The organism is Vagococcus sp. QWL-13 (assembly GCF_058683555.1).
This window is the reverse complement of sequence record NZ_CM178746.1, coordinates 1,731,314-1,758,277: the sequence shown is the minus strand read 5'-3', so window position 1 is coordinate 1,758,277 and position 26,964 is coordinate 1,731,314. Positions and strand designations below refer to the sequence as shown.

At 39.7% G+C, this 26,964-nt stretch carries 25 protein-coding genes; 20 read left to right on the top strand and 5 right to left on the bottom strand.

Annotation, left to right across the window (positions count from 1 at the left end; translation table 11 throughout):
* Positions 1–26 precede the first annotated feature (26 nt).
* From AC4PHI_RS08150 to AC4PHI_RS08140, 3 genes are all read right to left on the bottom strand, one after another.
* Positions 27–344, bottom strand: coding sequence for a DMT family transporter (locus AC4PHI_RS08150; protein WP_492199419.1), 318 nt, complete (start codon positions 342–344; stop codon positions 27–29).
* Complete coding sequence (locus tag AC4PHI_RS08145; RefSeq protein ID WP_492199418.1) at positions 341–679, bottom strand: DMT family transporter; 339 nt, start codon at positions 677–679, stop codon at positions 341–343. The genes AC4PHI_RS08150 and AC4PHI_RS08145 overlap by 4 nt, the downstream gene beginning before the upstream one ends.
* A 244-nt stretch (positions 680–923) precedes the next feature.
* Positions 924–1,337 (bottom strand): hypothetical protein, encoded by a 414-nt coding sequence (locus tag AC4PHI_RS08140; RefSeq protein WP_492199417.1) that lies wholly within the window; start codon positions 1,335–1,337, stop codon positions 924–926.
* Positions 1,338–1,559: 222 nt separating this feature from the next.
* On the opposite strand from AC4PHI_RS08140, the gene AC4PHI_RS08135 reads away from it, so the two are divergent.
* From AC4PHI_RS08135 to pgmB, 15 genes are all read left to right on the top strand, one after another.
* Entirely contained in the window at positions 1,560–2,447 is an 888-nt protein-coding gene (locus tag AC4PHI_RS08135) for a deoxyribonuclease IV (protein WP_492199416.1), read from the top strand.
* Positions 2,448–2,556: 109 nt separating this feature from the next.
* A complete protein-coding gene (locus AC4PHI_RS08130) occupies positions 2,557–2,781 on the top strand; it encodes a YneF family protein (protein WP_126810161.1) in 225 nt (74 codons plus the stop codon).
* Between the two features lie 181 nt (positions 2,782–2,962).
* Positions 2,963–4,714 (top strand): ABC transporter ATP-binding protein, encoded by a 1,752-nt coding sequence (locus tag AC4PHI_RS08125; protein ID WP_492199415.1) that lies wholly within the window; start codon positions 2,963–2,965, stop codon positions 4,712–4,714.
* A complete protein-coding gene (locus AC4PHI_RS08120) occupies positions 4,714–6,498 on the top strand; it encodes an ABC transporter ATP-binding protein (RefSeq protein ID WP_492199414.1) in 1,785 nt (594 codons plus the stop codon). The genes AC4PHI_RS08125 and AC4PHI_RS08120 overlap by 1 nt, the downstream gene beginning before the upstream one ends.
* Positions 6,499–6,642: 144 nt before the next feature.
* Positions 6,643–7,344 carry a deoxyribose-phosphate aldolase gene (gene deoC, locus AC4PHI_RS08115; protein WP_492199413.1) on the top strand — a complete coding sequence of 234 codons (702 nt, stop codon included), beginning with the start codon at positions 6,643–6,645 and terminating at the stop codon, positions 7,342–7,344.
* 92 nt (positions 7,345–7,436) lie between these two features.
* Positions 7,437–7,718, top strand: a complete 282-nt coding sequence (locus AC4PHI_RS08110; RefSeq protein WP_492199412.1) for a hypothetical protein — start codon at positions 7,437–7,439, stop codon at positions 7,716–7,718.
* A gap of 355 nt (positions 7,719–8,073) precedes the next feature.
* The gene (trxB, locus tag AC4PHI_RS08105; RefSeq protein ID WP_492199411.1) at positions 8,074–8,991 is read left to right on the top strand and encodes a thioredoxin-disulfide reductase; all 918 of its coding nucleotides are present in this window, start codon (positions 8,074–8,076) and stop codon (positions 8,989–8,991) included.
* 125 nt (positions 8,992–9,116) lie between these two features.
* Positions 9,117–10,301 (top strand): nucleotidyltransferase, encoded by a 1,185-nt coding sequence (locus tag AC4PHI_RS08100; RefSeq protein ID WP_492199410.1) that lies wholly within the window; start codon positions 9,117–9,119, stop codon positions 10,299–10,301.
* 5 nt (positions 10,302–10,306) lie between these two features.
* On the top strand, positions 10,307–10,648 hold the full coding sequence (locus AC4PHI_RS08095) for a thioredoxin family protein (RefSeq protein WP_492199409.1): 342 nt from the start codon (positions 10,307–10,309) through the stop codon (positions 10,646–10,648).
* A gap of 165 nt (positions 10,649–10,813) precedes the next feature.
* Positions 10,814–12,589 (top strand): glycoside hydrolase family 13 protein, encoded by a 1,776-nt coding sequence (locus tag AC4PHI_RS08090; RefSeq protein WP_492199408.1) that lies wholly within the window; start codon positions 10,814–10,816, stop codon positions 12,587–12,589.
* Between the two features lie 107 nt (positions 12,590–12,696).
* Positions 12,697–13,992, top strand: a complete 1,296-nt coding sequence (locus AC4PHI_RS08085) for an ABC transporter substrate-binding protein (protein WP_492199407.1) — start codon at positions 12,697–12,699, stop codon at positions 13,990–13,992.
* Between the two features lie 64 nt (positions 13,993–14,056).
* Entirely contained in the window at positions 14,057–14,917 is an 861-nt protein-coding gene (locus AC4PHI_RS08080) for a carbohydrate ABC transporter permease (protein ID WP_492199406.1), read from the top strand.
* Complete coding sequence (locus AC4PHI_RS08075; RefSeq protein WP_492201564.1) at positions 14,917–15,732, top strand: carbohydrate ABC transporter permease; 816 nt, start codon at positions 14,917–14,919, stop codon at positions 15,730–15,732. Before AC4PHI_RS08080 ends, AC4PHI_RS08075 begins: the two co-directional genes overlap by 1 nt.
* Before the next feature lie 23 nt (positions 15,733–15,755).
* The gene (locus AC4PHI_RS08070; RefSeq protein WP_492199405.1) at positions 15,756–18,077 is read left to right on the top strand and encodes a glycoside hydrolase family 65 protein; all 2,322 of its coding nucleotides are present in this window, start codon (positions 15,756–15,758) and stop codon (positions 18,075–18,077) included.
* On the top strand, positions 18,077–18,739 hold the full coding sequence (pgmB, locus tag AC4PHI_RS08065) for a beta-phosphoglucomutase (protein ID WP_492199404.1): 663 nt from the start codon (positions 18,077–18,079) through the stop codon (positions 18,737–18,739). Before AC4PHI_RS08070 ends, pgmB begins: the two co-directional genes overlap by 1 nt.
* Before the next feature lie 104 nt (positions 18,740–18,843).
* On the opposite strand, the gene AC4PHI_RS08060 is transcribed toward pgmB, so the two are convergent.
* Complete coding sequence (locus AC4PHI_RS08060) at positions 18,844–20,466, bottom strand: sulfatase family protein (RefSeq protein ID WP_492199403.1); 1,623 nt, start codon at positions 20,464–20,466, stop codon at positions 18,844–18,846.
* A 304-nt stretch (positions 20,467–20,770) separates the two neighbouring features.
* Between AC4PHI_RS08060 and AC4PHI_RS08055 the strand changes: the two genes are divergently transcribed.
* The 3 genes from AC4PHI_RS08055 to AC4PHI_RS08045 all read left to right on the top strand — a co-directional run bounded on the left by AC4PHI_RS08055 (position 20,771) and on the right by AC4PHI_RS08045 (position 24,136).
* The gene (locus tag AC4PHI_RS08055) at positions 20,771–21,538 is read left to right on the top strand and encodes an ABC transporter ATP-binding protein (protein ID WP_492199402.1); all 768 of its coding nucleotides are present in this window, start codon (positions 20,771–20,773) and stop codon (positions 21,536–21,538) included.
* 3 nt (positions 21,539–21,541) lie between these two features.
* Entirely contained in the window at positions 21,542–23,374 is a 1,833-nt protein-coding gene (locus AC4PHI_RS08050; protein ID WP_492199401.1) for an FtsX-like permease family protein, read from the top strand.
* A 231-nt stretch (positions 23,375–23,605) separates the two neighbouring features.
* Positions 23,606–24,136, top strand: a complete 531-nt coding sequence (locus AC4PHI_RS08045) for a hypothetical protein (protein ID WP_492199400.1) — start codon at positions 23,606–23,608, stop codon at positions 24,134–24,136.
* Between the two features lie 87 nt (positions 24,137–24,223).
* Here the strand turns inward: AC4PHI_RS08045 and AC4PHI_RS08040 are convergent, their stop codons facing one another.
* On the bottom strand, positions 24,224–24,850 hold the full coding sequence (locus tag AC4PHI_RS08040; RefSeq protein ID WP_492199399.1) for an NAD(P)-dependent oxidoreductase: 627 nt from the start codon (positions 24,848–24,850) through the stop codon (positions 24,224–24,226).
* Between the two features lie 380 nt (positions 24,851–25,230).
* Here AC4PHI_RS08040 and AC4PHI_RS08035 point away from each other — a divergent pair, with 380 nt between their 5' ends.
* Both AC4PHI_RS08035 and AC4PHI_RS08030 read left to right on the top strand, forming a co-directional pair.
* Positions 25,231–25,674, top strand: coding sequence for a MarR family winged helix-turn-helix transcriptional regulator (locus tag AC4PHI_RS08035; protein ID WP_492199398.1), 444 nt, complete (start codon positions 25,231–25,233; stop codon positions 25,672–25,674).
* 116 nt (positions 25,675–25,790) lie between these two features.
* Positions 25,791–26,909, top strand: coding sequence for a VanZ family protein (locus AC4PHI_RS08030; protein WP_492199397.1), 1,119 nt, complete (start codon positions 25,791–25,793; stop codon positions 26,907–26,909).
* The last annotated feature ends 55 nt before the right edge of the window (positions 26,910–26,964 follow it).

The following is a 26,964-nucleotide window of genomic DNA, read 5'->3' as shown; positions in this document are numbered from 1 at the left end:
CCAATGTCAAAGACGAAGGGATAATATTATGAACCAAATATTTTCAGACCGATGACACCGGTAACGATGCAAGCAATGAAAAATAATCTGATCGGCTTTTTGGATTCTTTTAATGCAATGATTCCGTAGGAGACACTAAACAGCGACCCCAGTCCCGTCCAAATAGCATAAGAAACACCTAAGGGAATTGTTTGTGCTGCTTGGCTGAGGAGATAAATGGAAATAAGCATAGAAAGGACAGATGAAAGACGCCAGATGATTCTTTTTGTCTTGTGTCCTTTTTCCAGCGATATCACATAAATCAGTTCCATGAATCCCGCAGTAAACAGGAAAACCCAGCTCATTTCGTTTCACTCTCCTTTTCTGTTGAAGTTAGTTTCAAACCTACGATTCCTATCAGCAGAATGGACAGACTAATAAATTTAGGGAAATTACTTGCCTCATTGAAAACAAGGACGCCCATTACAGTGGTTCCAGCTGTTCCGATGCCCGTGAAAATAGCATAGGTCATCCCTACGCCGAAATCTTCAATGACCGATTCTAGCAGGGACAGGCTGATGAGCAGCAATACGAGAGTAATCAATGACCAGGGCAACTCAGTGAAACCATTACTTCTCCCTAGAGTGTACGCCCACACGATTTCCAACAGTCCGGCTGACAGTAATCTGATAAATGCCAATTTTAATCATCTCCTTTGTAAAATAAACCTGATGACATTTAAAAGCCAGTGATTCCACACTATAAGAAAAACGTATATTTTTCAAACGACAGAAAAGAGTTACGCAAAAAAATTCTAAATAAAAAGAACTGATTTTTGCTGTGAAGTAAGCTGAAAAAACAAAAAAACCTCCCATGACGATGTGGTAAAAACATTCATGGAAGGTAATCGTTTAAAAATAATTGGCAGTTGTTATTGTTAATCATCAGCTTGCAGCTGGTGCTAAGCGACATCCGGGGTTCCTTCCCCAGTTATGACGATGGGATGTTCCGCTATTTTTATTTTGATTATTGCAGTAAGGTCTGTAGGGACAATCTTCTCTTTTAGCGGGGTCCTCGCATTGCTGATCGCGCTGTCGGATTCTTTGTTGAGGTTGCACTGTGTCAGTTGCCTGCTCCTCTTGTTTATCCGCTGCTGGCGCACTTGTTTGAGGTTGGGCTGGCTGTTGCCGGGTTTGATTTCCCTGTCCTGCAAGACATCTTTCGCTATTCCAGCAGTTTTCTCCGGCATTCCCCCGAGGGTGTCCGCCGCCATGACCTCTGGCTGATACAGTGAGAGGCACCGCAAAGATAAACACAGATGTCAGCATGAAGAATAAAATTTTTTTCGCACGTGTCATTTATATCACCTCTTTCATTTCCTATTGTCTTTATCATAGCATCAACTTGTGTAGAATTTATGTACGTTTGATAGATTCTTGCTCATAAAATATAAACGAAAAAAATCCCAAAAAATTACACCGACAGTTTAGAACAGATTTAAAAAAGTTTAGGCACTAAGATTGTTTCTGTCTATAAAAAAGTTTACAATAGATAGGTATGATAATTATAGGAGGATGGAAATGATTATAGGTTCTCATGTCAGTATGAGTGGAAAAAAGATGTTGCTGGGAGCGGCAGAAGAAGCAGTCGGATATAACGCCAGCACATTTATGATTTATACAGGAGCACCGCAAAACACACGTCGTAAAGCGGTAGAAGAGATGAATATCGAAGCAGGAAAGAATTTTATGGCTGAGCACAATCTAAGTCATATGGTCGTCCATGCCCCGTACATCATCAACTTGGGAAATACGATCAAGCCGGAAAACTTTCCTTTTGCTGTTCAATTTTTAAAAGATGAAATTATGCGCTCTGAAGCTCTGGGCGGAAAACAAATCACGATGCATCCCGGGGCTCATGTAGGGGCAGGAGCAGATGCGGGCATTGCACAAATTGTCAAAGGGTTAAATGAAGTTCTCACTCGGGAACAAGTACCTCAGATCGCTTTGGAAACGATGGCAGGAAAAGGGACAGAAATCGGCCGGACGTTTGATGAGCTGGCAAAAATCATTGATGGAGTGACCTTCAATGAAAAACTTTCCGTTACGCTGGACACTTGCCATATTCATGATGCCGGCTATGATGTCAGAGATTTTGATGCTGTTTTGACAGAGTTCGATAAAATCATCGGTTTGGACCGGTTAAAAGTGGTACACATCAATGATTCGAAAAATCCGCAGGGAGCACATAAAGACCGTCATGCCAATATTGGTTTTGGTGAGATCGGCTTTGAAGCACTCAATCGAATCGTACACCATGAAGCATTGACCGACCTTCCGAAAATTCTTGAAACGCCTTACGTAGGTCCCGATAAGAAAACAGCAAAAGCACCTTATGGTTTTGAAATTGCCATGTTCAGGGAACAAACTTTCAATCCTAACGTATTAGAAGAGATTCAAAATTCATAAACAGTGAACATTTAATGAGATTCAAAAATTTTACTTTTCAAATGAAGACAAGTCTAGTACAATCTCTTATTGAGGGTATTATTATTTAAGATGAAAGGAGCGATTTGAGATGAGTATAGGATGGGTAGTTTTAATAGCAATTGCTGCACTTCTTTTAGGTGGGGTAGGCGGCTTCTTCATCGCAAGAAAATATATGGAAGATTACTTACAAAAAAATCCTCCCGTTAATGAGGATGTATTACGTATGATGATGATGCAAATGGGACAAAAACCTTCTGAGAAAAAGATTCGTCAAATGATGCAGAACATGAAAAATCAAAATCAGAAGAAGTAGTTCTATTAAAGGAACAATTCGTATGTGTAAACGGGCGCTTTTTTAGGTGCCTGTTTTTTGTTTTCCGAAAAAAAGGGAGGCAGTTTTGCAATATTTTTTTCATTGGATGTCTTAATCGACAAAAAATGACAGATAGACTTGTTATTGCGACAAGAATGGTTTTACAGTTAGGAGTGAGAGGATGCAGGTTTTTCGTAAAATCGGCTGGTTTTTTAAAGAGGAAAAGAAATCGTACATTTATGGTGTCATTTCTCTTGTTTTAGTTGCAGCTTTGCAAATCATGACACCAAGAATCATCGGGTTGGTAGTAAATGAAATCAACAGACACAGCTTAACAATTGAAAAGCTGTTATTTTATATCAGTGTAGTAGCTTTCGGCGGTATCGGCCAGTATTTGCTCCGCTATGTTTGGCGGACCAATATTTGGGGAAGTTCCGCCCGTTTGGAAAAGAAACTGCGCAGGCAATTATTTCATCATTTTACATCCATGGATCAGGTTTTTTTCCAAAAATACCGTACTGGTGATTTGATGGCTCACGCGACCAACGATTTGAATGCGATTCAAAACGTTGCCGGAGGAGGAGTCTTAACACTGGTAGACTCATTAGTGAACGGCGGGATGACAATCATTGCCATGTGTGTGTTCATTGATTGGCGTTTAACTCTTTTAGTGCTGATTCCTTTACCGTTATTGGGACTGGTTTCCCGTAAGTTGGGCAGCAGTATGCATACCGCGTTTAGAGAATCTCAAGAAGCTTTTTCTAACATCAATGATAAGACACAGGAAAGTATCACCGGTATCAAGGTCATCAAAACATTTGGCCAAGAAGAGGAAGACGTTCAGGATTTTTCTGACAAAATTGATGATGCAATTGTAAAATGGCACCGGGTCAATCTGATTGACTCTTTATTTGATCCCCTAATCACGATTATTATCGGACTGTCTTATATTTTGACACTGGCAATCGGGGGCTATTTTGTTTCGAGAAATTATATCGAGGTGGGAGACATGGTTTCCATGTTTGCTTATATCTCGATGCTGGTTTGGCCGATGTTTGCCATTGGCCGTTTGTTTAATATTTTAGAACGGGGAAGTGCCAGCTACGATCGTGTTCAGGATTTATTGGCTGAAAAATCTAATATTCAGGAAAATCCCCATGCAATTCAAGAAGAAGCACAAGGCGCTATTGATTTTGATATTCAGCAATTCCGCTATTACGATGATGTCCATGACAGTTTGAAAAATATCAATTTTCATATTGCTTCCGGGGATACTTTAGGAATCGTTGGGAAGACAGGATCAGGGAAAACAACGATTTTAAAACTTTTGACACGGGAATATGATGATTATCAGGGAGAAATCAAATTTGGAGATCATCCTTTGCAGGACTATTCTCTGGATGCTTTGTTGAACTCCATCGGTTACGTACCCCAAGATAACTTTCTGTTTTCCATGACAGTGCGGGACAATATCCGTTTCGCCAAGCCGGAAGCAACGGATGAAGAAGTGGAAGAAGTGGCTAAATTGACAGCCATTCACGAAGACATTTTAGAATTCCCTAAAGGTTACGAAACAATGGTGGGAGAACGGGGTGTTTCTTTATCCGGCGGGCAGAAACAGCGGATCTCTATTGCCCGAGCCTTGATTTTGAATCCAGAACTTTTGATTTTGGACGATGCACTTTCAGCAGTAGATGCTAAAACAGAAGAAATCATTTTAGCTAATCTTAAAGAGATGCGCAAAGATAAAACAACGATTATTGCTGCCCACCGTTTGAGCAGTGTCCTTCATGCAGAAGAAATCATTGTTATTGATAAAGGGGAGATTATCGAGCGGGGCACTCACCAGCAATTAGAGACGGCTGGGGGCTGGTATGCACAAATGTATCAGCGTCAGCAGTTGGAATCAAAAATCGAGAGGGGGAGTCGCTAGTGGAAGATCAGTATCAATCAGAATGGACCCGTTCTATGAGCGGCAAAGAACAAATCAGTGTTGTTAAACGATTGTTGGCTTTTACAAAACCTTTTTGGCATTTGTTCATCCCTTCAATCATACTTGCGCTAGTTCTTTCCGGTATCAATATGGTTTTGCCAAGAATTATCCAAATATTCATTGATGATTACTTGAATACTGGGAATACTGTTTTTTCGATTTTTATTTATTTTGCTTTGCTTTATTTTGGCGTGGTATGTTTGAAAGCTATTATTTGGTTTTTCCAATATTTCTTATACTTGGAAGCTGCGGTAAAAACGTCCCAGCATATCCGTTTGGCCTTATATAAAAAAGTCCAGCAGTTAGGCATGCGTTATTTTGACAAAACACCGGCCGGGTCGATTGTTTCCCGGGTGACCAATGACACGGAAACACTGATAGAATTTTGGTTTGTTTTTTTAAGTGTCTTGACCGGTATTTCCGGCGTACTTGCCGGTTTTATTGCCATGTGGCTGATCAACCCAACACTTACGACGTATGTGATGTTGTTTTTGCCTATTCTAGTGGTAATTGTTTGGTATTATCAAAAATTCAGTTCAAGGGTGTACCGTCGTATGCGGGAGAAATTGAGCCAGTTGAATACTAAACTCAACGAGTCCATTTCCGGTATGAGTATCGTTCAGCAGTTTCGTCAGGAAAAACGACTGGAACAGGAGTTTGAGGCAATCAATCATGATTATCTGCAGACAAAATATGCGATGATTAAAACGAACTCTTTGCTCCTAGCACCAGTCATCAATTTGCTGGTAGCTTTAAATACCGCTCTAGTTTTATATTTCTTTGGTAAACTTTCTTTGGAGACCGTAATCAACGTGGGAATGATTTATGCTTTTATCACCTACGTACAGACTTTTTTCCAGCCGATGATCAATATGATGGATTTTTTAAGTGTTTTCCAAGACGGCTTGGTAGCTGGTAGCCGGATTTTAAAAATCATGGACCATCAGGAACTGGTACCGCAACAATATGAAGAAGCAAAGGAAAAAATCACCGAGGGGAAAATAGAATTTAGAAATGTCAGCTTTGCTTATGACGACGATCACTACGTTCTCAAAAATATCAGTTTTGTAGCCAATCCGGGAGAAACGATTGCTTTGGTGGGACATACCGGCAGTGGGAAAAGTTCCATCATCAATGTCATGATGCGCTTTTATGAGTTTTATGAAGGGGAAATCCTGATAGACGATAAAGATATCCGCAGTTATCCTATGGAGGAACTGAGACGTAAGATGGGGCTGGTTTTGCAGGATGCCTTTATGTTTTATGGCGATATTAAAAGCAATATCCGTCTTCTGGATAAATCGATCACAGATGAGCAAATCCGTAAAGCGGCTGAGTTTGTGCAGGCTGATAAATTTATCAATACTTTGCCGGAAAAATATGATGCCAGAGTCATAGAACGAGGGACAAGTTATTCCAGCGGTCAGCGTCAGCTGATTTCTTTTGCAAGAACAATTGTGACTGACCCGAAGATTTTAGTATTGGATGAGGCGACAGCAAATATCGATACAGAGACAGAAAGTCTGATTCAGGAAGGTTTGTCACGGATGAGAAAAGGGCGGACGACTTTAGCAATCGCCCACAGGCTGTCAACAATCCGTGATGCCAATTTGATTTTAGTTTTAGATAAAGGCGAAATCGTTGAACGAGGCAGCCATGATGAGTTGATTGAGGTTGGCGGTCTGTATTATGATATGTACAGGCTGCAGCAGAATCATGATTAGAATAAAGATTTATCAGAGCATCTTGAGAGTTATACCTCAAGATGCTTTTTTTATGACATTTTTATCGAAGGAACTTAACAATTACTATTGAATGACACTGGAAAACAATGGATAATATGAGTCGACAGCATAGGAGGAGATTGCATGACATTTAATTTATCCGCAGAAGAATTGGCAAACATGATTGATCATACATTATTGAAAGCAGATGCAACGCAAGAAGGATTCAAACGCTTATGTCATGAGGCTGATGACTATGGTTTTAAAATGGTAGCTATTAATTCTTCACCAGTCAAGTTGTGTGCAGAATTACTAAAAGATAGTCCTGTCCATGTTGGAGCAGCTATAGGTTTTCCGTTAGGGCAAACTACCATTGCAACGAAAGTTTTTGAAGTTGAAGATGCAGCAGCAAATGGTGTAGATGAAATTGATTATGTTATCAATATTGGTGAATTAAAGAATGGAAATAGTGACTACATAAGGGAAGAAATGAAAGCGGTTGTGGCAGCCAGCAAAAAACATCGGATGTTAAGTAAAGTAATCTTGGAAAATTGTTATTTGACAAAGGAAGAAAAAAGAATCGTCTGTGAAATCGCTAGAGAAATCTTGCCGGATTTTGTAAAAACCTCTACAGGTTTTGGAACAGGAGGGGCAACAGTTGAAGATGTGGCACTGATGAAGGGGGTTGTTGGTGACAAAGTGAAAGTAAAAGCAGCTGGCGGTATCCGAGATTTTAAAACAGCTCAAAAAATGATTGAAGCTGGTGCCGAACGCATAGGAACGAGCTCAGGAATAAAAATTATCGAAGAATACAAATCAATATTAAAAAATAGAAGCAGAATTTGAGCTTAGCGGATGTATCACTTTAGTTTAGCATGATAAGTTTGCTCTAAGGACTTCCTATCTGTTATTCTTAAAATAAAAAGGAGGGTTTTATAATGACTAAAGGAAAAATTAATACAGCGACGATTGCCTCTGCTGCTTTAAGTTTGATTGCTCTGATTATCTTTATTTTAAATGGGAGAGAGCTGTCGAAAAATCACATGCTTGCCATGGTAGTACTACAACTTATTCCAGTTGCAGTTTCTTATTTTCAAATAAAGAAGCATCAAAATGTTAAATTAAACATTTTAGTTATCTTGATTGCATTATCACCTTGGATTTTCATGCTATTAATTTTGATAGGTATCTTCATTTTCAAGCCTTCTTTGGCTCCATAGGACCTCTAGGTATGTGGGGGCTTTACCGCTGGTGAATCAAACGGCCAATTATAAAAAAATTCACAATTGTCAGGTTCATTGGGATTTGGATTTCCAGACAATCATCTGACTAGTTGGTTCGATAATTAATAGTATAAATAATAGTTTTAGTATGCATTACAAGGGATGATTTATTGTCTGTTGAATGCCGTGTTTTTTAATAAAAGTATGTTTATTAAGATGGAAATTGCGAGAGCTTCAAAATGATAACTTGCTTTCTCTTACTACTCAGTTTCAAGCAAAAGGTTGGACAAACGAACGTGAGATGAGTAGAGTTATATTTAGACAACAAGTTTGAGAAAGAAGGAATAAATACATGTATGATGTAATCGTGATTGGGGCCGGTCCCGGCGGTATGACGGCGGCACTTTACGCTTCCCGTGCCGATTTAAAAGTTCTAGTTCTTGAAAGAGGGATTTATGGCGGTCAAATGCAAAATACCGCCGAAGTTGAAAATTTCCCCGGTGCCGGTTTGATAACTGGACCGGAGCTTTCTGAAAAAATGTACGAAGATTCAAAAAGCTTTGGGGCAGAACATGGGTACGGCTATGTAACAGATGTAGAAGACCATGGAGATTATAAAAAGGTCATCACCGAAGATGGCAGCTATGACACGAAAGTAGTTATCATTGCGACAGGAGCGGAACACCGTAAATTAGGTATTCCCGGTGAAGAAGAATATGCCGGTCGAGGCGTTTCTTACTGTGCTGTATGTGATGGTGCTTTCTTCAGAAATCAGCCGCTGGTAGTGGTGGGCGGCGGCGACTCAGCAGTGGAAGAAGGCATTTATCTATCACAATTAGCTGAATCTGTCACTATTATCCATCGACGTGACGAATTAAGATGTCAAAAAATAGTGGCTGGCCGTGCATTCAAAAATGATAAAATTGATTTTTTATGGAATAAGGTGGTAGAAGAAATAGAAGGTGACGATCAAAAAGTCCATACCCTTAAATTGAAAGATACGAAAACGGGTGAACTTTCTACAATCGAAACGGGTGGTGTGTTCATTTACATCGGCGTGATTCCAATCACTGAAGCTTTTACTTCTTTAGATATTTTAGATGAGGAAGGCTGGGTCATCACTAACGAAAAAATGGAAACATCTGTGCCGGGGATTTATGCTATCGGAGATGTCCGTCAGACAGTTTTGCGTCAAATCACCACAGCAGTGGGAGACGGAAGTATTGCCGGGATTGAAGCTTACAAGTATATTGAATCGCTAAAAGATTAACAGGATGACAAAAGATTGTGAGGAATCGAAAACTATCCTCACAATCTTTTTCTATGGGGAGTTTTTAGTGTAAAATAGAAACAGGAATAGAAAATGATGAGGAAAGAATGGGAAGGAGAAGTCGTATGAAAAGTTGTGGGATTGTTGCAGAATATAATCCTTTCCATAATGGTCACCGCTATCAAATCCGCCAAGCAAAGCAGCAGAGTCAAGCAGATGTGATGGTGGCAGTGATGAGCGGCAATTTTCTTCAACGGGGAGAACCGGCAATCATTGACAAATGGACGCGGGCAGAGTTGGCTCTAAATCATGGCATCGACTTGGTCATTGAATTGCCTTTTGCTTATGCCGTTCAGTCGGCAGATTATTTTTCAAAAGGCGGAGTTAAGCTGCTTCAGGACTTAGGGGTAGACACCCTTTCTTTTGGGACGGATTATTCTGGTGAGATGGATTACCATGGATTCGCTAGATTTCAACACGATAATCAGACAGAGATTGATGAAACTTTTAAGACTATTCAAAACAACGGTATGAGCTATCCCCAACAGATGACGGAAGTTTACCGGCGTTTATATCCTGAAATGACTTTAGATTTCAGTTCGCCCAATCATATTTTAGGTATGGGCTATGCGAAAGAAAATATTTTATACGATTCTCCCATGGAACTGCTTCCGATTCCCCGTAAGGAAAGTGAACATCATCAGACGGAAATTACGCAGGGAGACTTTGCCAGCGGAACTAGTATCCGGCAGAGTGTAAAGGGAAAAAAATGGCATGAAATAAAACAGGTAGTTCCTGAAGAAACGTTTAAGGTATTAAAAGAGCATCAGCCTATTGATTGGGAATTGTTTTGGCCGTTGCTGAAATATCAGCTCACAGTACAATCGGCGTCACAGCTTAGATTTATTTATCAGATGACCCAAGGGATTGAAAATCGTTTAAAGAAATATGTCAATGAAGCAGATAGTTTTAAAGAGTTCATCGAAAAAGTTAAAACAAAACGGTTCACATGGACGCGATTGCAGCGGTTGTGCCTCTACATTCTTTTACAGGTGACACAAGATGAAATAATGAATGTTTGGCAAAACAGCTATCTGCGTGTCCTTGGTTTCAGCAACAAAGGACGGGTATATTTGAACCTTCGGAAAAACCAGTTGACATTACCTGTCGTAACAAATATAAACAGCCAAAATGACTCGTTGTTGTCGCTGGATATTCGGGCGGGACAACTGTATCAGCTGGTGAGAGAAGAAGATAAAGCACTTGATTATTACACAAGACCCGTCATGAAAAATGAAAAAGAGGAGTGATAGATATGGGATTTATTCCGTATGATAATATAGAAGAAATTTTAGAAAATATTGAGCATCAGCCAATCGCTTTTTTATACATTGTGACCACAGGATGCAGTGTGTGCCATGGGTTGCAGCCGCAAGTGGAAGCCATCTTTGAAAAATTTCCCGAAGTCCACGGAATGGTCGTTGATAGTTTGAAAGTTCCTGAGGTGGCTGCGGAATTTCAAGCGTTGACAGCACCTGTCTTGCTATTGTTTGTGGAAGGAAAAGAATATCTCAGGAAAGCACGGATGATCAACACAAGAGATTTTGAAGAAGATGTGAAAAAAATCATTCATGGCTACATCGAATCTCAAGCGTAGAAAAATATTCAGTTTAAGGCCTCTGGCAAACCGTCAACTCAAAACGGTTTGTCAGAGGCTTTTTGATACCGGTAACAGCACTGTAATTGTTGAAAATAAAAATCAGCTTATGTATGCTTGGAAGTAGCAATGACAGTTAGTAAGTGAATCAAAGGGGAGATTAATTTGGAAAAATCGGCAGTCTATCACCGACCAGAGAGTGAGTACGCCTATCTATATAAGGAAGACTGTGTTCACCTCCGGTTGAGGACAAAAAAAGAAGATGTACGGGAAGTGAACCTGCTTTACGGCGATCCCTATCTTGTCACAGAAGATAAGTGGTACCGCTCGCCTGTAAAAATGAAAAAAATATTTAGCACAGATATTTTCGACTATTGGTTTGCGGAAGTTTCAGCGGATTATAGAAGATTAAGTTATGGGTTTCATCTGATTGGAAATGATGGTGAAAGTCTCTTTTATGGGGACCGCGGGATAAAAAGCTTTTCTCTAGATAGTTTAGCGGTTAACGAAAATTATTTTCGTCTGCCTTATTTTCATGAAGTGGACCGTGTCAAGACCCCTGAATGGGTGAAAGAAACAGTCTGGTATCAAATTTTTCCAGAAAGATTTGATAATGGTGATCCTGCTAATGACCCGGAAGGAACACTAATCTGGGGAAGTAAAGAACATCCGGACCGGACCGATTTTTTTGGCGGTGATTTGCAAGGTGTCCTGAATCATTTGGATTATTTGGTAGATTTAGGCATTAACGGCATTTATTTTTGTCCGATTTTTAAAGCCTACTCCAATCATAAATACGATACGATTGATTATTTTGAGGTGGATCCTCATTTTGGCGACAAAGCTTTATTTAAAAAGTTAGTAAAAGAAGCTCACAAGCGAGGCATCAGAATTATGCTGGATGCAGTTTTTAATCACATGGGCTATTTTTCTCCTCAATGGCAGGACGTTTTAAATAAACAAGAAGCATCCGAATTTGCGGATTGGTTCCATATCCGCCAGTTTCCAGTTGCCCCTGTTGATGAGCAACGAATGGAAGAAGCTAAAAAAGTGACCTATGATACTTTTTCATTCACACCGAGCATGCCTAAATTAAACACAGCTAATCCGGAAGTTCAGGACTATTTGCTGAAAATCGCGGCCTACTGGATCGAAGAATTCGATATTGACGCTTGGCGCTTAGATGTGGCAAATGAAGTGGATCATCAATTTTGGAAAAAGTTTTATCACGAGGTTACTGAAATCAAAGAAGATGTTTATGTTTTAGGTGAAATTTGGCACTCCTCTCAAAATTGGCTGAACGGGGACGAATTTCATGGAGTGATGAATTATGCCTATACTGAAACGATCTTAAATTTTTTTGTGAAGAACACTATCAGTGCTTCCATGTTGTCGGATGGTCTTATCGATCAACTGATGCTCTATCGCCAACAAACGAATGAGGTTATGTTTAATATGCTGGATTCCCACGACACAGCAAGGTTGCTGACAATGGCCCAGGAGGATAAAGATGTGGCGAAGATGACATTGGCTTTTACATTTTTGCAGCACGGTTCTCCTTGCCTTTATTATGGCACAGAGATAGGCATGACCGGCGAAAATGACCCGGATTGCCGGAAATGTATGGTTTGGGACAAAGACCGGCAGGATTTGGATTTGCTTGATTTTATCAAAAAGTTGATAGCTTTGCGGCGAAACTTTCAACCGGTGCTATCCTATGGAGAAATTATTTTTGATGAGCTGGATGATGAGCGTAAATGTCTGCAATTTACCCGGAAAACTGAGGGGGAAGAATTGAAGGCTTGGTTCAATAAAGGCAGTCATATCCAAACTGCTGAGTTATTTAATCAGCAAGTGTTGCTGTCTTTGAATACTGAGATTGCAGATGGCAAGGGGCAGATAGCCCAAAATGGTTTTATCATCACAAAAGTGTCAAAGTAAAATTCTGTTATCGGTAACAATGATAAATCGCTTGCAAATTTTGTCCACAGGAACAATAATGTGGTTAGTGAATCAAAACATTAAAAATTTTAGGGGGCTTAACAACAATGAAAAAAAGTTGGAAAAAAGTAGGACTAGGTTTATTGACTGCTGGTATTGCTTTGTCACTGGTAGCATGTGGAGGCGGCGACGCTAAGAAAGAAAGCAAGGGTGACGAAGTAACGGTAGACATTTTCCAATTTAAAGTAGAGTTCAATGAACAATTTAAAGCAGTAGCCAAGCAATATGAAGAGTTGAACCCGGGTGTAAAAATCAACATCTCAACTGTTGGCGGCGGAGACGACTATGGAGCGGCATTGAAAACTAAATTTGCTTCCGGCGAGGAGCCTGATATTTTCAATATTGGCGGACCTGAAGATTTAACAACTTGGGAAGAATCATTGGCAGATGTCAGCGACACTCAAGCGGCTAAAAATGCACTCGAAGGAACTACCAGCGGAGTCACAAGAGATGGAAAAATCCTAGGACTTCCGTACAACATGGAAGGTTATGGCTTATTGTACAATAAAGAAGTATTTAAAGAGGCGGGCATCAAAGTAGAAGATATCGTTACTCAAGAAGATTTGAGAAAAGCGACAGAGATTATCGACAGCAAGAAGGAAGAATTAGGTTTGCAAGCAGTTTTTGCTCTACCTGCTAAAGAAACTTGGATCACTGGACTTCATGCATCCAATACATTCATTGCACCAGAGTTTGACAATGATGTTAACAAAGCTTACGAATCAAAAACGCTTGACTTCACTTATAACAAAGAATTTAAAGAGTATATCGACTTGATGCAGGAATACTCTGTTCAACCGACCAACAGTCTAGATTACTCGAAACAAATGGAAGAACTGTTCTCTAATGGATTGATTGCCATGACACAACAAGGTAACTGGGTATATGGAACAATCGAAGAAATCGATCCGGAATTTGCCGAGAACAATGTAGGTATTCTGCCGATTCCAGTGGATGGCGTTTCAGAGCAAAAAATTCCGGTTGGCGTACCAAACTACTGGGCAGTGAACAAAAACTCAGAAGATAAAGAGCAGCAAGCCTCTAAAGACTTCTTAGACTGGCTGTATACTTCAGAAGAAGGTAAAAAAGTAGTGCTTGAAGAATTCAAATTTATTCCAGCTTACTCCGGTTTCGATACTGAAAAAATTGTTGATCCATTGTCAAAACAAGTTTACGAATTTTCAAATGCTGGAGATGCTACTGGCTGGGTGTTCATGGGTTACCCGACTGATTGGGGAATGAACGTTTTAGGTGCAGGCATCCAAAAATATGTCAGCGACGAAGGCACTTGGGATGAGTTGATGGATGAAGTCAAAACATCTTGGGAAGATTCAAGAAAATAATCGTTTCATCAGGGATAGAGCTCTAAAGCGAGTCTCTATCCTTTTACATTAAGGAGGTTAAAAAATGAGTGCAAAAAAAAGCTGGTTTTATGCTTTTACCGCTCCGGTTGTTGTGGCTCTGTTTTGTGTTGTGATCCTGCCGCTGTTTTACGGCTTGTATTACTCTTTCACTGATTGGGACGGAGTGACAGTCAGAGCATTTGTGGGAATCCAAAATTATATAGATGTGTTTAAAGATGAGGGTTTTCGTTCTGCCCTATGGTTTACGACTAAATTTTCCGTAGTTGCTATCATTTTAATCAATGTGATCGGTTTAGGATTGGCACTGCTTGTGACACAAAAATTCAAGGGAAGCAACTTTTTGCGGACCATCTTCTTCATGCCAAACCTGATTGGCGGTTTGATTCTTGGATTTATCTGGCAATTCGTTTTTACCAAAGCTTTTGCCAGTATCGGTGTTGCGTTAGGAATAGAATCTTTGCAAATATGGTTATCAACTACCCAGACGGGATTTTGGGCATTGGTCATTGTCATGTGCTGGCAGATGTCGGGCTACATTATGATCATTTATATTTCTTATCTGCAAAGTGTGGACGAATCCTTGCTGGAAGCGGCCAGTCTTGACGGAGCTACCAGCTGGCAAAAATTTTGGCGGGTAAAATTCCCGATGATTATGCCGGGATTCACCGTGAGTTTGTTTATGACGTTGTCCAACTCTTTCAAACTGTACGATCAAAACTTGTCCTTGACCGCTGGGGGACCATACAACTCGACTCAGATGGTTGCAATGAATATTTTCAATACAGCATTTTCTCAAAACAAGATGGGATATGCTCAGGCGAAGGCTATTATTTTCTTCGTGATTATTGCGGTGATATCGTTGACTCAAGTTTATTTGACTAAAAAGAGGGAGATTGAAGTATGATGGCTAAAAAGAAAAAATGGCTATTTGGGATTTTCGGCTTAGTTTTAGTAGCTGCTTGGGTATTTCCTTTCTACTTGATGATAGTCAATTCCTTAAAACCTAAGAAAGAAATTTTTACCAATACGTTGGGACTGCCTAAAGAGGCAACATTTGACAACTATATCCAAGCCTTTCAAGATTTAGATTTTGTTAAGACATTGTTTAATTCCTTATTGATTACCGTGGCCAGTGTGCTCTTTATTATTTTCTTTTCTGCTCTGGCGGCCTATGCCTTGCAACGGGTCAAAACCAAAGTAAGCGGTGTGGTGTTCATGATGTTTGTTGCTGCCATGCTGATTCCTTTTCAGTCTGTGATGATTCCATTAGTCAGCATCTTTGGGAAAATCGACCAGTTGAACCGCGGGGGCTTGATTTTCATGTATATCGGTTTTGGTGCCAGTATGTCGATTTTCCTTTATCACGGGGCAATGAAAGCCATTCCTGTTGCTTTAGACGAAGCGGCTGTCATTGATGGCGCCACACGCTGGCAGATTTTTAGACATGTGATTTTCCCTATCCTTAAACCAACCACTGTCACGGTGGCATTGTTGAATACAATGTGGATTTGGAACGACTATCTGCTGCCTTCCTTAGTGATTAATAAAGAAGGGAAACAAACCATTCCTTTGAAGATGTTCTTCTTCTTCGGGGAATATACAAAACAATGGCATTTGGCATTGGCAGGTTTAGTCATTGCAATTGTCCCTGTCATCATTTTCTACTTCATCATGCAGAAACAAATCATTGCTGGGGTAGCAGATGGTGCAGTGAAATAAGAGGAAAGTAGAGGGGAACGAACATGTATAAACGATTATTTGATATCCATCCGTGGAAGCTTACCACTACTTGCTTTGATAAGGAAAACAAACGACTTCAGGAAAGTCTGACGTCTATCGGCAACAGCTACATGGGGATGCGGGGGAATTTTGAAGAAACTTACACTGGTGATACTCATCAAGGAACCTATATTGCGGGGGTTTGGTTTCCGGATAAGACAAGAGTCGGCTGGTGGAAAAACGGCTATCCGGAATATTTTGGTAAAGTCATCAATGCAACAAACTTCATCGGCATGACCATCAAGATTAATGACGAAACGGTTGACTTGAATAAAGTCAATTACCGGGATTTTTATTTAGAACTGGACATGAAAACTGGAATCTTGTCCCGCCGCTATGTGGTGGAATTGGGGGATACAGAGGTAGCATTAAACTTTAAGCGTTTTGTCAGCATCGCCACACCTGAATTAGCAGTTGTCCGTTTGACAATGGAAGTTTTGTCAGGAACAGCTGACGTTTCAGTGACTTCATATTTAGATGGCAATGTTACGAACGAAGACAGCAACTATGAAGAACAGTTTTGGCTTGAAAAAGGGGTAAAAGCTGATATTGCCGGCAGCTACTTAACGATGGAAACGAAAGAAAATCCTTTTGGCACACCTAGATTCAGTGTCACTTCTTTAATGAGAAACAATTTTACGGTTTCCGGTAAAGACTCAGACAAAAACTATTCAATGGCAAGACTGACTAGCCAGTCTGCGAAATATGCCGATGAAATGGTTCAAGTCAAGTTGACAGCAGGAGATGTTTTTTCCGCAGAAAAAAGAGTGGCTGTCATCAATACTCGTAATGTTCCTGAAGAACAACATGTTGAGAAAGCAGAAAAAGTTTTAGCTGATTTGGAAAAATATATTTTTGAAGAGTTGGAAGAACAGCATCGGACAGCATGGGAAAAACGCTGGGACAAAGCAGATGTGGTCATTGAAGGAGACGATGAAGCGCAACAGGGGATTCGTTTCAATATTTTTCAATTGTTTTCTACCTATTATGGTGAAGATGCTCGTTTGAATATTGGTCCTAAAGGCTTCACTGGAGAAAAATACGGCGGGGCTACTTACTGGGATACAGAGGCCTATATTGTACCGATGTATTTGTCGGTGGCAGAGCCTAAAGTGACAGAACAATTACTTAAATACCGGCACCAGCAGCTGCCAGGAGCTAAGCATAATGCCGCACAGCAAGGGCTTAAAGGTGCCCTGTATCCAATGGTGACTTTCAACGGTATCGAGTGCCACAACGAGTGGGAGATTACATTTGAGGAAATCCACCGCAATGCTGCAATCGCCCATGCCATTTTCAATTATTCTACCTATACGGGCGATGAAAGTTATTTATTGGACGAAGGTATTGAAGTCCTTGTGGAAATTTCACGCTTTTGGCAAGACCGTGTGCATTATTCTAAACGCAACGATAAATATATGATCCACGGTGTGACCGGTCCTAACGAATACGAAAATAATGTAAACAATAATTGGTACACAAATAGAATGGCTGTTTGGGTATTGCAATATACGTTAGACACTCTAGCCAAAGTTTCCGATAAAAAACGTGAAGAACTTCAAGTCAGCCAGTCGGAAATGGAAAAATGGCTGGCAATCATTGACAAGATGTACTATCCTTATGACGAAGATTTGGAAATTTTCGTTCAACACGATACTTTTTTGGATAAAGATCTCACACCTGTGGCAGAATTGGATAAAAAACATTTGCCGTTAAATCAGAAATGGTCTTGGGACCGGGTCTTGCGTTCGCCATATATCAAACAGGCAGACACATTGCAAGCCATGTATTTCCTGAATCATGAATTCACAAAGGAAGAAAAGAAGCGTCATTTTGATTTTTACGAACCGCTGACGGTTCATGAGTCCTCCTTATCACCATGCGTCCATAGTATTTTGGCGGCAGAGTTGGGAATGGAAGAAAAGGCTGTGGAATTTTATGCACGTACGGCCCGGCTTGATTTGGATAATTATAACAATGATACCGAAGACGGCTTGCATATCACTTCAATGAGCGGCAGCTGGCTGGCAATCGTTCATGGTTTTGCCGGCATGCGCACCTTGACCGGAAAATTGTCATTCTTTCCATTTGTTCCAAAGGACTGGCAGAGCTACCGCTTTAAAATCAATTACCGCGGACGCCTGTTGGAATTGTCTGTCAGTCGCGAAGATGTGGAAATAGAATTGCTGTCAGGGGAGAACTTACCGCTAGAAATATTTGATGAAGAAATGGTGTTGGACGGTCATCTTCAAGTGAAATTATCTAGGAATGAGGGAAAAGAGTAGTGATAAAAGGTTTTCTGTTTGATTTAGATGGAGTAATTACTGACAGTGCAGAGTACCACTACCAAGCTTGGAAAAAACTGGCAGAAAAAATCGGTATTGAAATCGACCGAGAGTTCAACGAACAATTAAAAGGCGTTGACCGAATGGACTCTCTGGACCGGATATTAAAACACGGCAATAAAGAAAATGTTTTTTCGGATGAAGAAAAGTCCGCACTTGCTGTGGAGAAAAACGACGACTACTTGACACTCATTGAGTCGATTACTCCAGAGGATATTCTTCCGGGAATAATGGCGTTGATGAATCAGATCAAATCGCACGGCTTAAAGATGGGACTGACTTCCGCCAGTAAAAATGCACCGTTCATTTTGGAGAAACTGGAAATTTCTGAGATGTTCGATATAGTAGTTGATCCCGCAACATTGAGTAAAAGCAAACCCGATCCTGAAATATTTTTGAAAGGTGCTCAACTTCTTGACTTGCAACCTTCCGAATGTATCGGGGTAGAGGATGCCGAGGCAGGTATAGAAAGCATCAGAAAAGCAGGGATGTTTTCTGTAGGGGTTGGAGATGAAGTCTCTATGAGGGATGCTGATTATCGTGTGGAGAACACTGCTCAGCTGGATTTCGAGAAAATCATGGCTGCTGCTGCTCAAAAATGATTACCATCTAAAACTAAATGACATCACATAAAACCTGATGGGAAACCAGCTTTTTAAAAGCAGATTTCCCATCAGGTTTATTTTTCATTTGATTTTCAAATTCTTTATGTGTGAGACTCTTCAAGTGTTTCTATATATTCCGGATAATCTGTGAGCCAGCTGATGGCGTCCCAATTTCCAGTAGGATTGTTTCGCGCATTTTTTTGCTTTTCCCCGGGAGTTGAACGACCTGATTTGATATATTTTTCCAGACGGGCCATCAACTCTTGGACGATTTCAGGATAATCTTCAATCACATTATTTTTTTCTTGAATGTCTTCGTCGATTTTGAATAATTCAAAAGGTCCAAAGGATTCTTCAGCGTTTCTCGCCAGATTTCCTCCGCCGTTTTTAACAAGGTTTAACTTCCATCCATGTGTTCTGAGTGCTAAACCTCCGTTGGCACAGCTCACCACAATGTCTTTTCTGATTTCTTTGTTGCTGCCATTCAATATAGGCAGGAGGGACATTGAATCTTCGGCTGTGTCATCCTTATATTGGACATCAAACATTTCTGCAAAGGTGGCAAATATATCTGAATGAGAAACCAGCTGATGGGAAAAACTATTGGTTTTGATATGGTCAGGGTAAGAAATAATCGTAGGTTCCGTATGACCCCCTTCCCAGATGTCCATTTTCTTTCCCCGATAGATACTGCTGGGGTTATGCCCTTGGGCTAAAAGATTAGGGAAATCTGCAACACCGGAAGCACCATTATCACTGGTGAAAATAAATATCGTGTTCTCGTTAATATTTTTTTCTTTTAATGTCTGACTGATTTCACCCACATAGTAATCAAGCTGGAGGACAAAATCGCCGTATGGGCCCAGACCGGATTTTCCTTGAAACTGTTCATCAGGCAAGATAGGACCATGGACAAGGTGGCAAGGGTAGTAAAGGAAAAACGGCTCGTCTTTTTCAGCTTGTTTTTCGATGATTTCTATGACCTTATCTTGCATAAGTTTAGGGCATTCTTGATGTTTGTAATTATCGGCGATGACACCCAACTGCCACTCTTGTTGTTGCGAAGGACCTTTTCTATCTAAATTAGCAATCCCCGTGACTTTCGTTGGAATTTCGGTGACAGTGTCATTTTCTATGTAGACAAAGGGCGGCTGATCCAAAGAGGCCGGCGTGCCAAAGAAATAATCAAAGCCGTATTGATTGGGGCCATATTTGATTTTTTTGGAAAAATCAATATCGATACCCTCAATGAGCTGTGTCGGGTAGTCATTATCAAAATTGCCGGAACGACCATATTGTTTATCTGGAGCCACCTCTGCTTCGGCATAGTCTGATGGGTCCACCCCGTAAGCTTTGTAGTCGATGTGTTTTTTATAATGCCAATCCATCCCCAGGTGCCATTTTCCCACAGCAGCGGTGTGGTATCCTTGGGATTTGAACAGCTGAGCCAAAGTCATCCGATTCTTTTCAATCAGGGTTTCAGAATCTCCGTGCAGTACCAATGATTTCAATCGCGAACGCCAATTGTATCTGCCTGTCAGCAAGCTGTATCTTGATGGTGTGCAAAGACTGCTGGTGGCATGGGAATTGCCAAAACGCATGCCGCTTTCGGCTAATTGGTCAAGGTGTGAGGTTTTTATTTTCCCATCGGAGTTGAAACAAGAAACATCACCGACTCCTAAGTCATCGACTAACATGAGAATGACATTTGGTTTGTTTTTCATCAATTAAAGTCGTCCTTTCCTTCATTTATTAATTTATTTATCTTTATTTATTGTAACACGTTAAAGTTGGAGGCGAACGTCAAATATGTTAACTTTTTTCGTTAAGTGCTGATCTTTTAAATTTCTATGGAGATGGCATATAATATGGGGTGACAGAAGTCGCAACGAAAAAGTTAAAAGAAATTTAATAAAATTAATGAAAATTTTCAAAATATGTTGGACTTAGGACTGATTTTTTTTGTGTCTGGTGTGTGTTAACCTTAGTATGCAAATCAAATGTGAGAGAGAAACAGGAGGAAATATAATGAACCATTCAGTGGTGAGTGTGAGAAACTTAAAAAAAATCTACGGGAAAAAAAATGAAAAGCAGTATGAAGCCTTGAAAGATATTTCATTTGATGTTGAAGAAGGTGAATTTGTGGGTATCATGGGTCCTTCCGGCTCAGGAAAGACCACGTTGTTGAATATGTTGTCAGCGCTGGATTCGCCAACACAAGGAGACGTGACGATTGCAGGAAACAACATCACCGGCTTAAATGAACAGCAGCTGTCAGATTTTCGAGCCACCAATATCGGTTTTATTTTCCAGGATTTTAATTTACTGGAAAATTTGACTATGAGTCAAAATATCGGATTGCCCCTATCTTTACAAGGCGTACCTTCAAGAAAAATCGATAAGAAAATCAAAACAATTGCTGAGATACTGGATATCACACAAATTTTAGCTAACTACCCTACGGAAGTTTCGGGCGGGCAAAAACAGCGGGTTGCTGCCGCACGGGCATTGGTCCATCAACCACAACTGCTGTTAGGAGACGAACCGACAGGAGCGTTGGATTCCAAAAATGCTAAAAATTTGCTGGAAGCTTTGCGTGGTCTGAATAGAGATTATCAAACGACCATCCTGATGGTGACCCATGATCCCATGAGTGCCAGCTATTGTAAGAGAATTTTATTTATTCAAGACGGCATGATTTTCAAAGAGTTGCGGAGAGAGGGCAGCCAACAAGATTTTTATCAAAACATCTTGGCGAATTTGTCTCACGTCGACTTCTCGGAAGGTCAGGTGTAACTCATGACTTGGAAATTAGCTTTGATCAATGTAAAAAAACGTTGGCAAGACTATTTGGTTTTGATGATGGGACTGATAATCTCGGTTTCAATCTTTTATATGTTTCAAACATTGTCTTTAAATGTTAAGTTTCTTCAAGAGGTGATTCCTACCATTTCTATGGTCGCTTTCATTTTTCAACTGGGAGCCATTTTACTTGGGATCATTACGATTGTTTATATTTTTTATGCCAACTCTTTTTTATTGTCCATGCGTAAAAAAGAATATGGTATGTATATGATGCTCGGAGCCAAAAAGAAAAAAATTAAACAGATGATGACGATTGAGACTCTATTCATCGGTTTTTTATCAATGATTGCAGGAGTCATGCTGGGAGTTGTTTTCTCAACTGTGATGAGCCAAGTGCTCTTGAATCAGTTGCGAGTATCCTCTGACCAGTACAATGCTTTTTCATTGAGCGCAGTGGCAGTCACGTTTATTTTCTTCTTGATTTTATTCGTATTGACGGCTGTTACCAATTCTTCAAAATTCTCAAAAACCAAGTTGCTGGATCTGTTGCATGAAGAACAGCAGTCAGAAAAGCACCGTCCGAATAAATTAAAAACGATTAGTTTGACAGTCGTCTCAGTAGTTTTGATAATAATTGGCTATTTTTCTCTATGGCATGTGAAGGAGCTCTCTATTTTAGCATTGGTTATTGCCTTGTTTACCATCACGTTCGGTACCTTTTTATTTTTTGCTGCCATGCTTCCGGCAGTGATCAGTGCATTTAAAAATAACGAAAAGTTCAGCAGGAAAGGAATACGGATTTTCACTTTATCTCAATTGAGTTTTAAAGCCAGCTCTTTAAGCAGAGTTTTAGGGATGGTCACCATGTTGCTGGCTCTTTCTTTAGGAGCTATCACAGTAGGAGATGCTTTTAACAATTACAAAGAAGCACTAATCAAACAAGCCCCTTACGATGCGGTTATTTTTAATCCCGATGAAGCTGTGTCACAGGAAATGGAGAAGCTGGAAGGGAAAGAGGAAAGACTTTACCATATTAAACGCAATGGCGAAGAATTTTACTTTTTGTATGATGAACTTAGGACACACCCGATTATGATGAACAATCAAACGGGTTTTACCAAGAAAGCCAAGCCATTTACTGAATTTAGTGAGGGAGTTAGTTTTTCTACCAACAATGGCACAGATTTTTCAATTATGCAGGCTTTTGCCCAGATAATGAATCCTCATGCCCCTTATTTAGATGCACCGGCCTATCATGTGCTCTCGCAAAGTGAGTTTGATCAGGTACAGGGAGAAGCAGGAGTTATCCATGTACTGCTGGTGGATGATTTTGAAGGACAACTGGATATTTTTGAAAGAATCGAAACACTGGAAACAGCCAGATTCAATCCTGAAAACACCTATACCTCCAATAGCAAGTTTGCACTGTATTCGATGATCAGCATGATGGTTAGCGGCTTCATGTTCATGGGAGCATTTCTCGGTATCGCCTTTTTGGCAATGTTAGCCAGTTCTCTGATGTTCAAGATTTTATCAGGGGCTTATCAGGACATTGGACGTTACGATATGTTGAGAAAAATCGGTGTAGGAAAGAAAAAATTATCATCCTCAATCTATAAGGAAATTTTGGTAGTTTTTGCAGTTCCGGGAATTTTAGGGACAATCCATGTGCTGTTCGGATTAAAAATGTTTGAACTGCTGATGCCGGAACCTTACAGTCACATTTGGCTGCCATTTACGGTTTTTGCAGCGATTTATCTTCTCTATTACTTTATTACTGTAAAATTGTATCAGAATATTGTTTTGAAAAGCGAAGTTAACCGCTAATGAGCGTGATAAAAAAATATCGTTAATTTCAGAAGATGGTGTTATAATACACAGTGAAAAAATACTTGCTAAACAGACTCTTACAGTGAAAGAAGGGAACAGCTGACAGAGAAGACCATGGAATTTTTAGCATGTCTAACAAATCTCTAACAGGCAGAAAATATACAGTCTGGCACTTTGTTGACATCAAATCAAACTAGAGTAGTCATATTTATTGAAGGAGCTAAAAAAGTGGGCAAGATTCATGTGAAAAAAACACTGGGCAATGACGAGATTTTGGAGCAAGAAAACTCCTCTTATCAAATCAACAAAAATTGGCAGGATTTCTCAAAATGGCAGAATTTCAGAAAAGCAGCAGATGGCGGTGATTACGAAAGAATCGCTGAGGAAATCAGGGAAAATAATGCCAAGCTGCTGGAATCTTTCGGAGAATATCTGGCAGTGAAAGAACAGTTAAGTCAAAAAGTAATCAGAAGACATCAGGAAAATGCCAGCTTATTTATCGATGACTATCTGCTGTATTATGACATCAAGACAGTGGCAACTCATGCACATGAAGTGCCCCAATTTATTTCTGAATGGTATGTGGGGAAATTTTTACAAGTAAATATGACCAACGTCAGTCAGTTAGGTGCCTCAATGAAAAAGTTTTTCATTTTTTTGGCAGAGGCTGGTGAAATTTCTTCTTTAGAGATTGAAAGTAGTAGACTTATGATAAAAAATGCTGTCAAAGAAGGACAGTTTCAGCTGGAAAATACTTAGTAGTATTGCCAGTCATTTAGAACTGGAAACAATAAAATAAAAAAATAGAAGCGAGCCTGTCAAACAGGTCCGCTTCTATTTTTTTTATCAAGAATAAACGGAAATCCGTTCATTTTCATATTTGCCGCTTTCGATAATGTCCAGCATGGCAGAAGCGTAATCTTGATAGCTCAGATAGCTTTTGCCGTTTTCATCGTAGGTAATCACTTCACCGCCGATTTTATATTGATCTGTCTTAGGACCGTTAAAATCAAAATGGGCGGCTGGACTGACGTAAGTCCAGATGGTTCCTGTCGAACCTTCTAATTCTTTAAGAGATTTCGCCATGTTTTCTGCTGTTAAGTGAAAAGACTCCGGGAAGCCTTCCTGTTCAAAAAGCATGGTGGTTTTTGATTCATCTATATACAGACTGCCGGCACCGCCTACAACATAAAGTCTTACCGGTGTTTGCTTCAAAATCTTAGTAATGTGCCGTAAAGAGGATTGATGAAGTTGCGGCATGTTGGGCGGGGCATTGAAAGCATTCACTACTGCGTCTAAAGGTTCAATTTCCTCAGTGGTCAAATCATAAAGTTCTTTTTCAATGTAAGGAACCTCTTGAGAAAGTTTATCCTTATTTCGCACAAAAGCGAGAACTTCATGCCCACGTTTTAAAGCCTCTTGTAAAATTAAATTTCCTTGTTTTCCAGTTGCACCAATAATTCCTATTTTCATACGGACCGTCCTTTCTGATTAAAAATCTTCTCACACTTCTATCGTAATCTTTTACGGACAAATGGTCAATGTTTAGCTATGTTTATTTAGTTGATTTCACATAGCTGTGCAAATATTGAAATGATGGAGAAACGGGGAAGTGTTATATTGTATCTAATAATATTTTGGTACTATTGCTTATTTTTTCATCCTAAACTGGCGGACGGTGGAAACTGTTCGCTTATTTTTTGGTATTTATGTTCATTTTGTCCGAAAATAAAATTTTTAAGTGAAAGGAAGTACAGGTTTAGGGTTTTCTGATTGTGTTTGGTCCTTTTTTTTCGTATCATAGAGTATATAAGTATTGGAACCGCGAATCAGTGAGGATAGAGGTGATGCAAATGTCCAAGGAACAAGATGGCAAGCAGATTAGTTCTTTCATTCGTATTTTTTCTAATTATCTAAACACTATTGAAAAGAAAATGTCCAATAAGCAATTAAGTTTTAATGAAATAAAGGTGATGCTTGAGTTGAATGAATCTGACCAATTAACGGCCAGAGACATTGAAGTCCGGTTGGATTTGGATAAAAGCTATACTAGCCGTATTTTGAAAAATCTTGGGGAACTGGATCTGATTGAAAAATCTCAGTCCGGGGAAGATAAACGACTTTATTTTTTGCTGCTCACTGATAATGGCAAAAAATTGGCAAAAGAATTACATGAGCAATATTTAGAGATTTTAGAGGGAGATTTGGACTTGCTGAAAAATAAAGGCAAGGATAGATTGATCGAATCTATGAAAATATTGGAAGAGCATTACCAGAGGGAAATTGAAGAAGATTAAAGGAAGCAGCCTTAACTATCATCGTTGTTCTTGGATGATAGTTGTTTTTTAGATTGTTGTTCGAAGAGAGACCAAACGGATATTTTAGAGAAAATTTAGTCAAAAGAGGGAAAAGAATGAGTGCTTACATTGAGCCGGTTAAAATTGCGGTCATCAGCTTTCCATTTGTTGCGTTGCTGCTGTCATTGCCGATATTAATTTATCATTATCACAAATATGGGGTTTTTCTCAGATGGTTCGCTGTGGTTATTTACAGTTTTATTTTATATTTGCTGGCAGCATATTTTCTGGTGATTCTACCTTTGCCAGATATCAATCAGGTAGCTGAATCGACTTTGCCTACATACAATCTCCAGCCTTTTGCATTTGTCAGAGAGTTTGCTGCCCATACGGTTTGGTGTCCGTTTGATTTAAGCACTTATTTTCTAGCTTTAAAACAATCTGTATTGATTCAGCCTTTGTTCAATGTCTTTTTGACACTGCCATTTGGGGTTTACTTGCGTTACGGATTCAAAAGAAATTTAAAGCAAACAATCTTTTTTTCTTTTTTGCTTTCCTTGTTTTTTGAATTGACACAATTAAGCGGGCTCTATGGTATTTATCCTCGGCCTTACCGGTTATTTGATGTGGATGATTTATTTTTAAATACATTGGGCGGTGCCATTGGCTATTGGCTGACACCGTTTTTCAGAATGTTTTTCCCGAAGGACTCAGAGATAGAGATGACTTTAAAAGACAAGTCCAAGCACCAAGTTACTTACTTGCGTCGTTTAGTGGCTTTTATCGTAGATTGGATTCTCGTGGGGTGGATTATTAATTTTACCCATTCTTTTCTCGGCTTTTTCATTTCTAATGATTTAATTACGCTAATCATCCTCGTGGTTTATTATTACTTTGTCCCGCTGACACTTTTTAAAGGTCAAACCATAGGGAAAAAAATCATCAATCTTAAAATCATCTCCGAAGACGGTCAAGATATTTCCAAGAAGGCCTTGTTAAAACGTCAACTGCTATTTGGTTTGAATTGTTTTCTTCTTTTTTATTTACTGCCGCAGATTTTAAGTGCCACCGGAACAGTCCCTGATGAACAGCTGGAGACTTTTTACTATTTGGCATTGCTTTTTGCCAGTTATGCACTATTATTTACTACCCACGTTGTAGTTAATATGCTATTTAAGAAAAAACAGCTTATTTATGAAAAAGTTTCTCACACTTATCAAATCAGCACTAAATAGATTTATTAAATCAGTTAGGCTGACCTAAAAGTCTTAAAATACATAAAATCCCATG

Coding starts and splice junctions, on each gene's coding strand:
- AC4PHI_RS08055 (WP_492199402.1), top strand. CDS start 20,771: ATGAACCATTCAGTGGTGAGTGTGAGAAACTTAAAAAAAATCTACGGG.
- AC4PHI_RS08085 (WP_492199407.1), top strand. CDS start 12,697: ATGAAAAAAAGTTGGAAAAAAGTAGGACTAGGTTTATTGACTGCTGGT.
- AC4PHI_RS08030 (WP_492199397.1), top strand. CDS start 25,791: ATGAGTGCTTACATTGAGCCGGTTAAAATTGCGGTCATCAGCTTTCCA.
- AC4PHI_RS08070 (WP_492199405.1), top strand. CDS start 15,756: ATGTATAAACGATTATTTGATATCCATCCGTGGAAGCTTACCACTACT.
- AC4PHI_RS08110 (WP_492199412.1), top strand. CDS start 7,437: ATGACTAAAGGAAAAATTAATACAGCGACGATTGCCTCTGCTGCTTTA.
- AC4PHI_RS08125 (WP_492199415.1), top strand. CDS start 2,963: ATGCAGGTTTTTCGTAAAATCGGCTGGTTTTTTAAAGAGGAAAAGAAA.
- AC4PHI_RS08050 (WP_492199401.1), top strand. CDS start 21,542: ATGACTTGGAAATTAGCTTTGATCAATGTAAAAAAACGTTGGCAAGAC.
- AC4PHI_RS08100 (WP_492199410.1), top strand. CDS start 9,117: ATGAAAAGTTGTGGGATTGTTGCAGAATATAATCCTTTCCATAATGGT.
- AC4PHI_RS08135 (WP_492199416.1), top strand. CDS start 1,560: ATGATTATAGGTTCTCATGTCAGTATGAGTGGAAAAAAGATGTTGCTG.
- AC4PHI_RS08080 (WP_492199406.1), top strand. CDS start 14,057: ATGAGTGCAAAAAAAAGCTGGTTTTATGCTTTTACCGCTCCGGTTGTT.
- deoC (WP_492199413.1), top strand. CDS start 6,643: ATGACATTTAATTTATCCGCAGAAGAATTGGCAAACATGATTGATCAT.
- AC4PHI_RS08035 (WP_492199398.1), top strand. CDS start 25,231: ATGTCCAAGGAACAAGATGGCAAGCAGATTAGTTCTTTCATTCGTATT.
- AC4PHI_RS08060 (WP_492199403.1), bottom strand. CDS start 20,466: ATGAAAAACAAACCAAATGTCATTCTCATGTTAGTCGATGACTTAGGA.
- AC4PHI_RS08140 (WP_492199417.1), bottom strand. CDS start 1,337: ATGACACGTGCGAAAAAAATTTTATTCTTCATGCTGACATCTGTGTTT.
- AC4PHI_RS08075 (WP_492201564.1), top strand. CDS start 14,917: ATGGCTAAAAAGAAAAAATGGCTATTTGGGATTTTCGGCTTAGTTTTA.
- AC4PHI_RS08130 (WP_126810161.1), top strand. CDS start 2,557: ATGAGTATAGGATGGGTAGTTTTAATAGCAATTGCTGCACTTCTTTTA.
- AC4PHI_RS08040 (WP_492199399.1), bottom strand. CDS start 24,850: ATGAAAATAGGAATTATTGGTGCAACTGGAAAACAAGGAAATTTAATT.
- AC4PHI_RS08150 (WP_492199419.1), bottom strand. CDS start 344: ATGAGCTGGGTTTTCCTGTTTACTGCGGGATTCATGGAACTGATTTAT.
- AC4PHI_RS08095 (WP_492199409.1), top strand. CDS start 10,307: ATGGGATTTATTCCGTATGATAATATAGAAGAAATTTTAGAAAATATT.
- trxB (WP_492199411.1), top strand. CDS start 8,074: ATGTATGATGTAATCGTGATTGGGGCCGGTCCCGGCGGTATGACGGCG.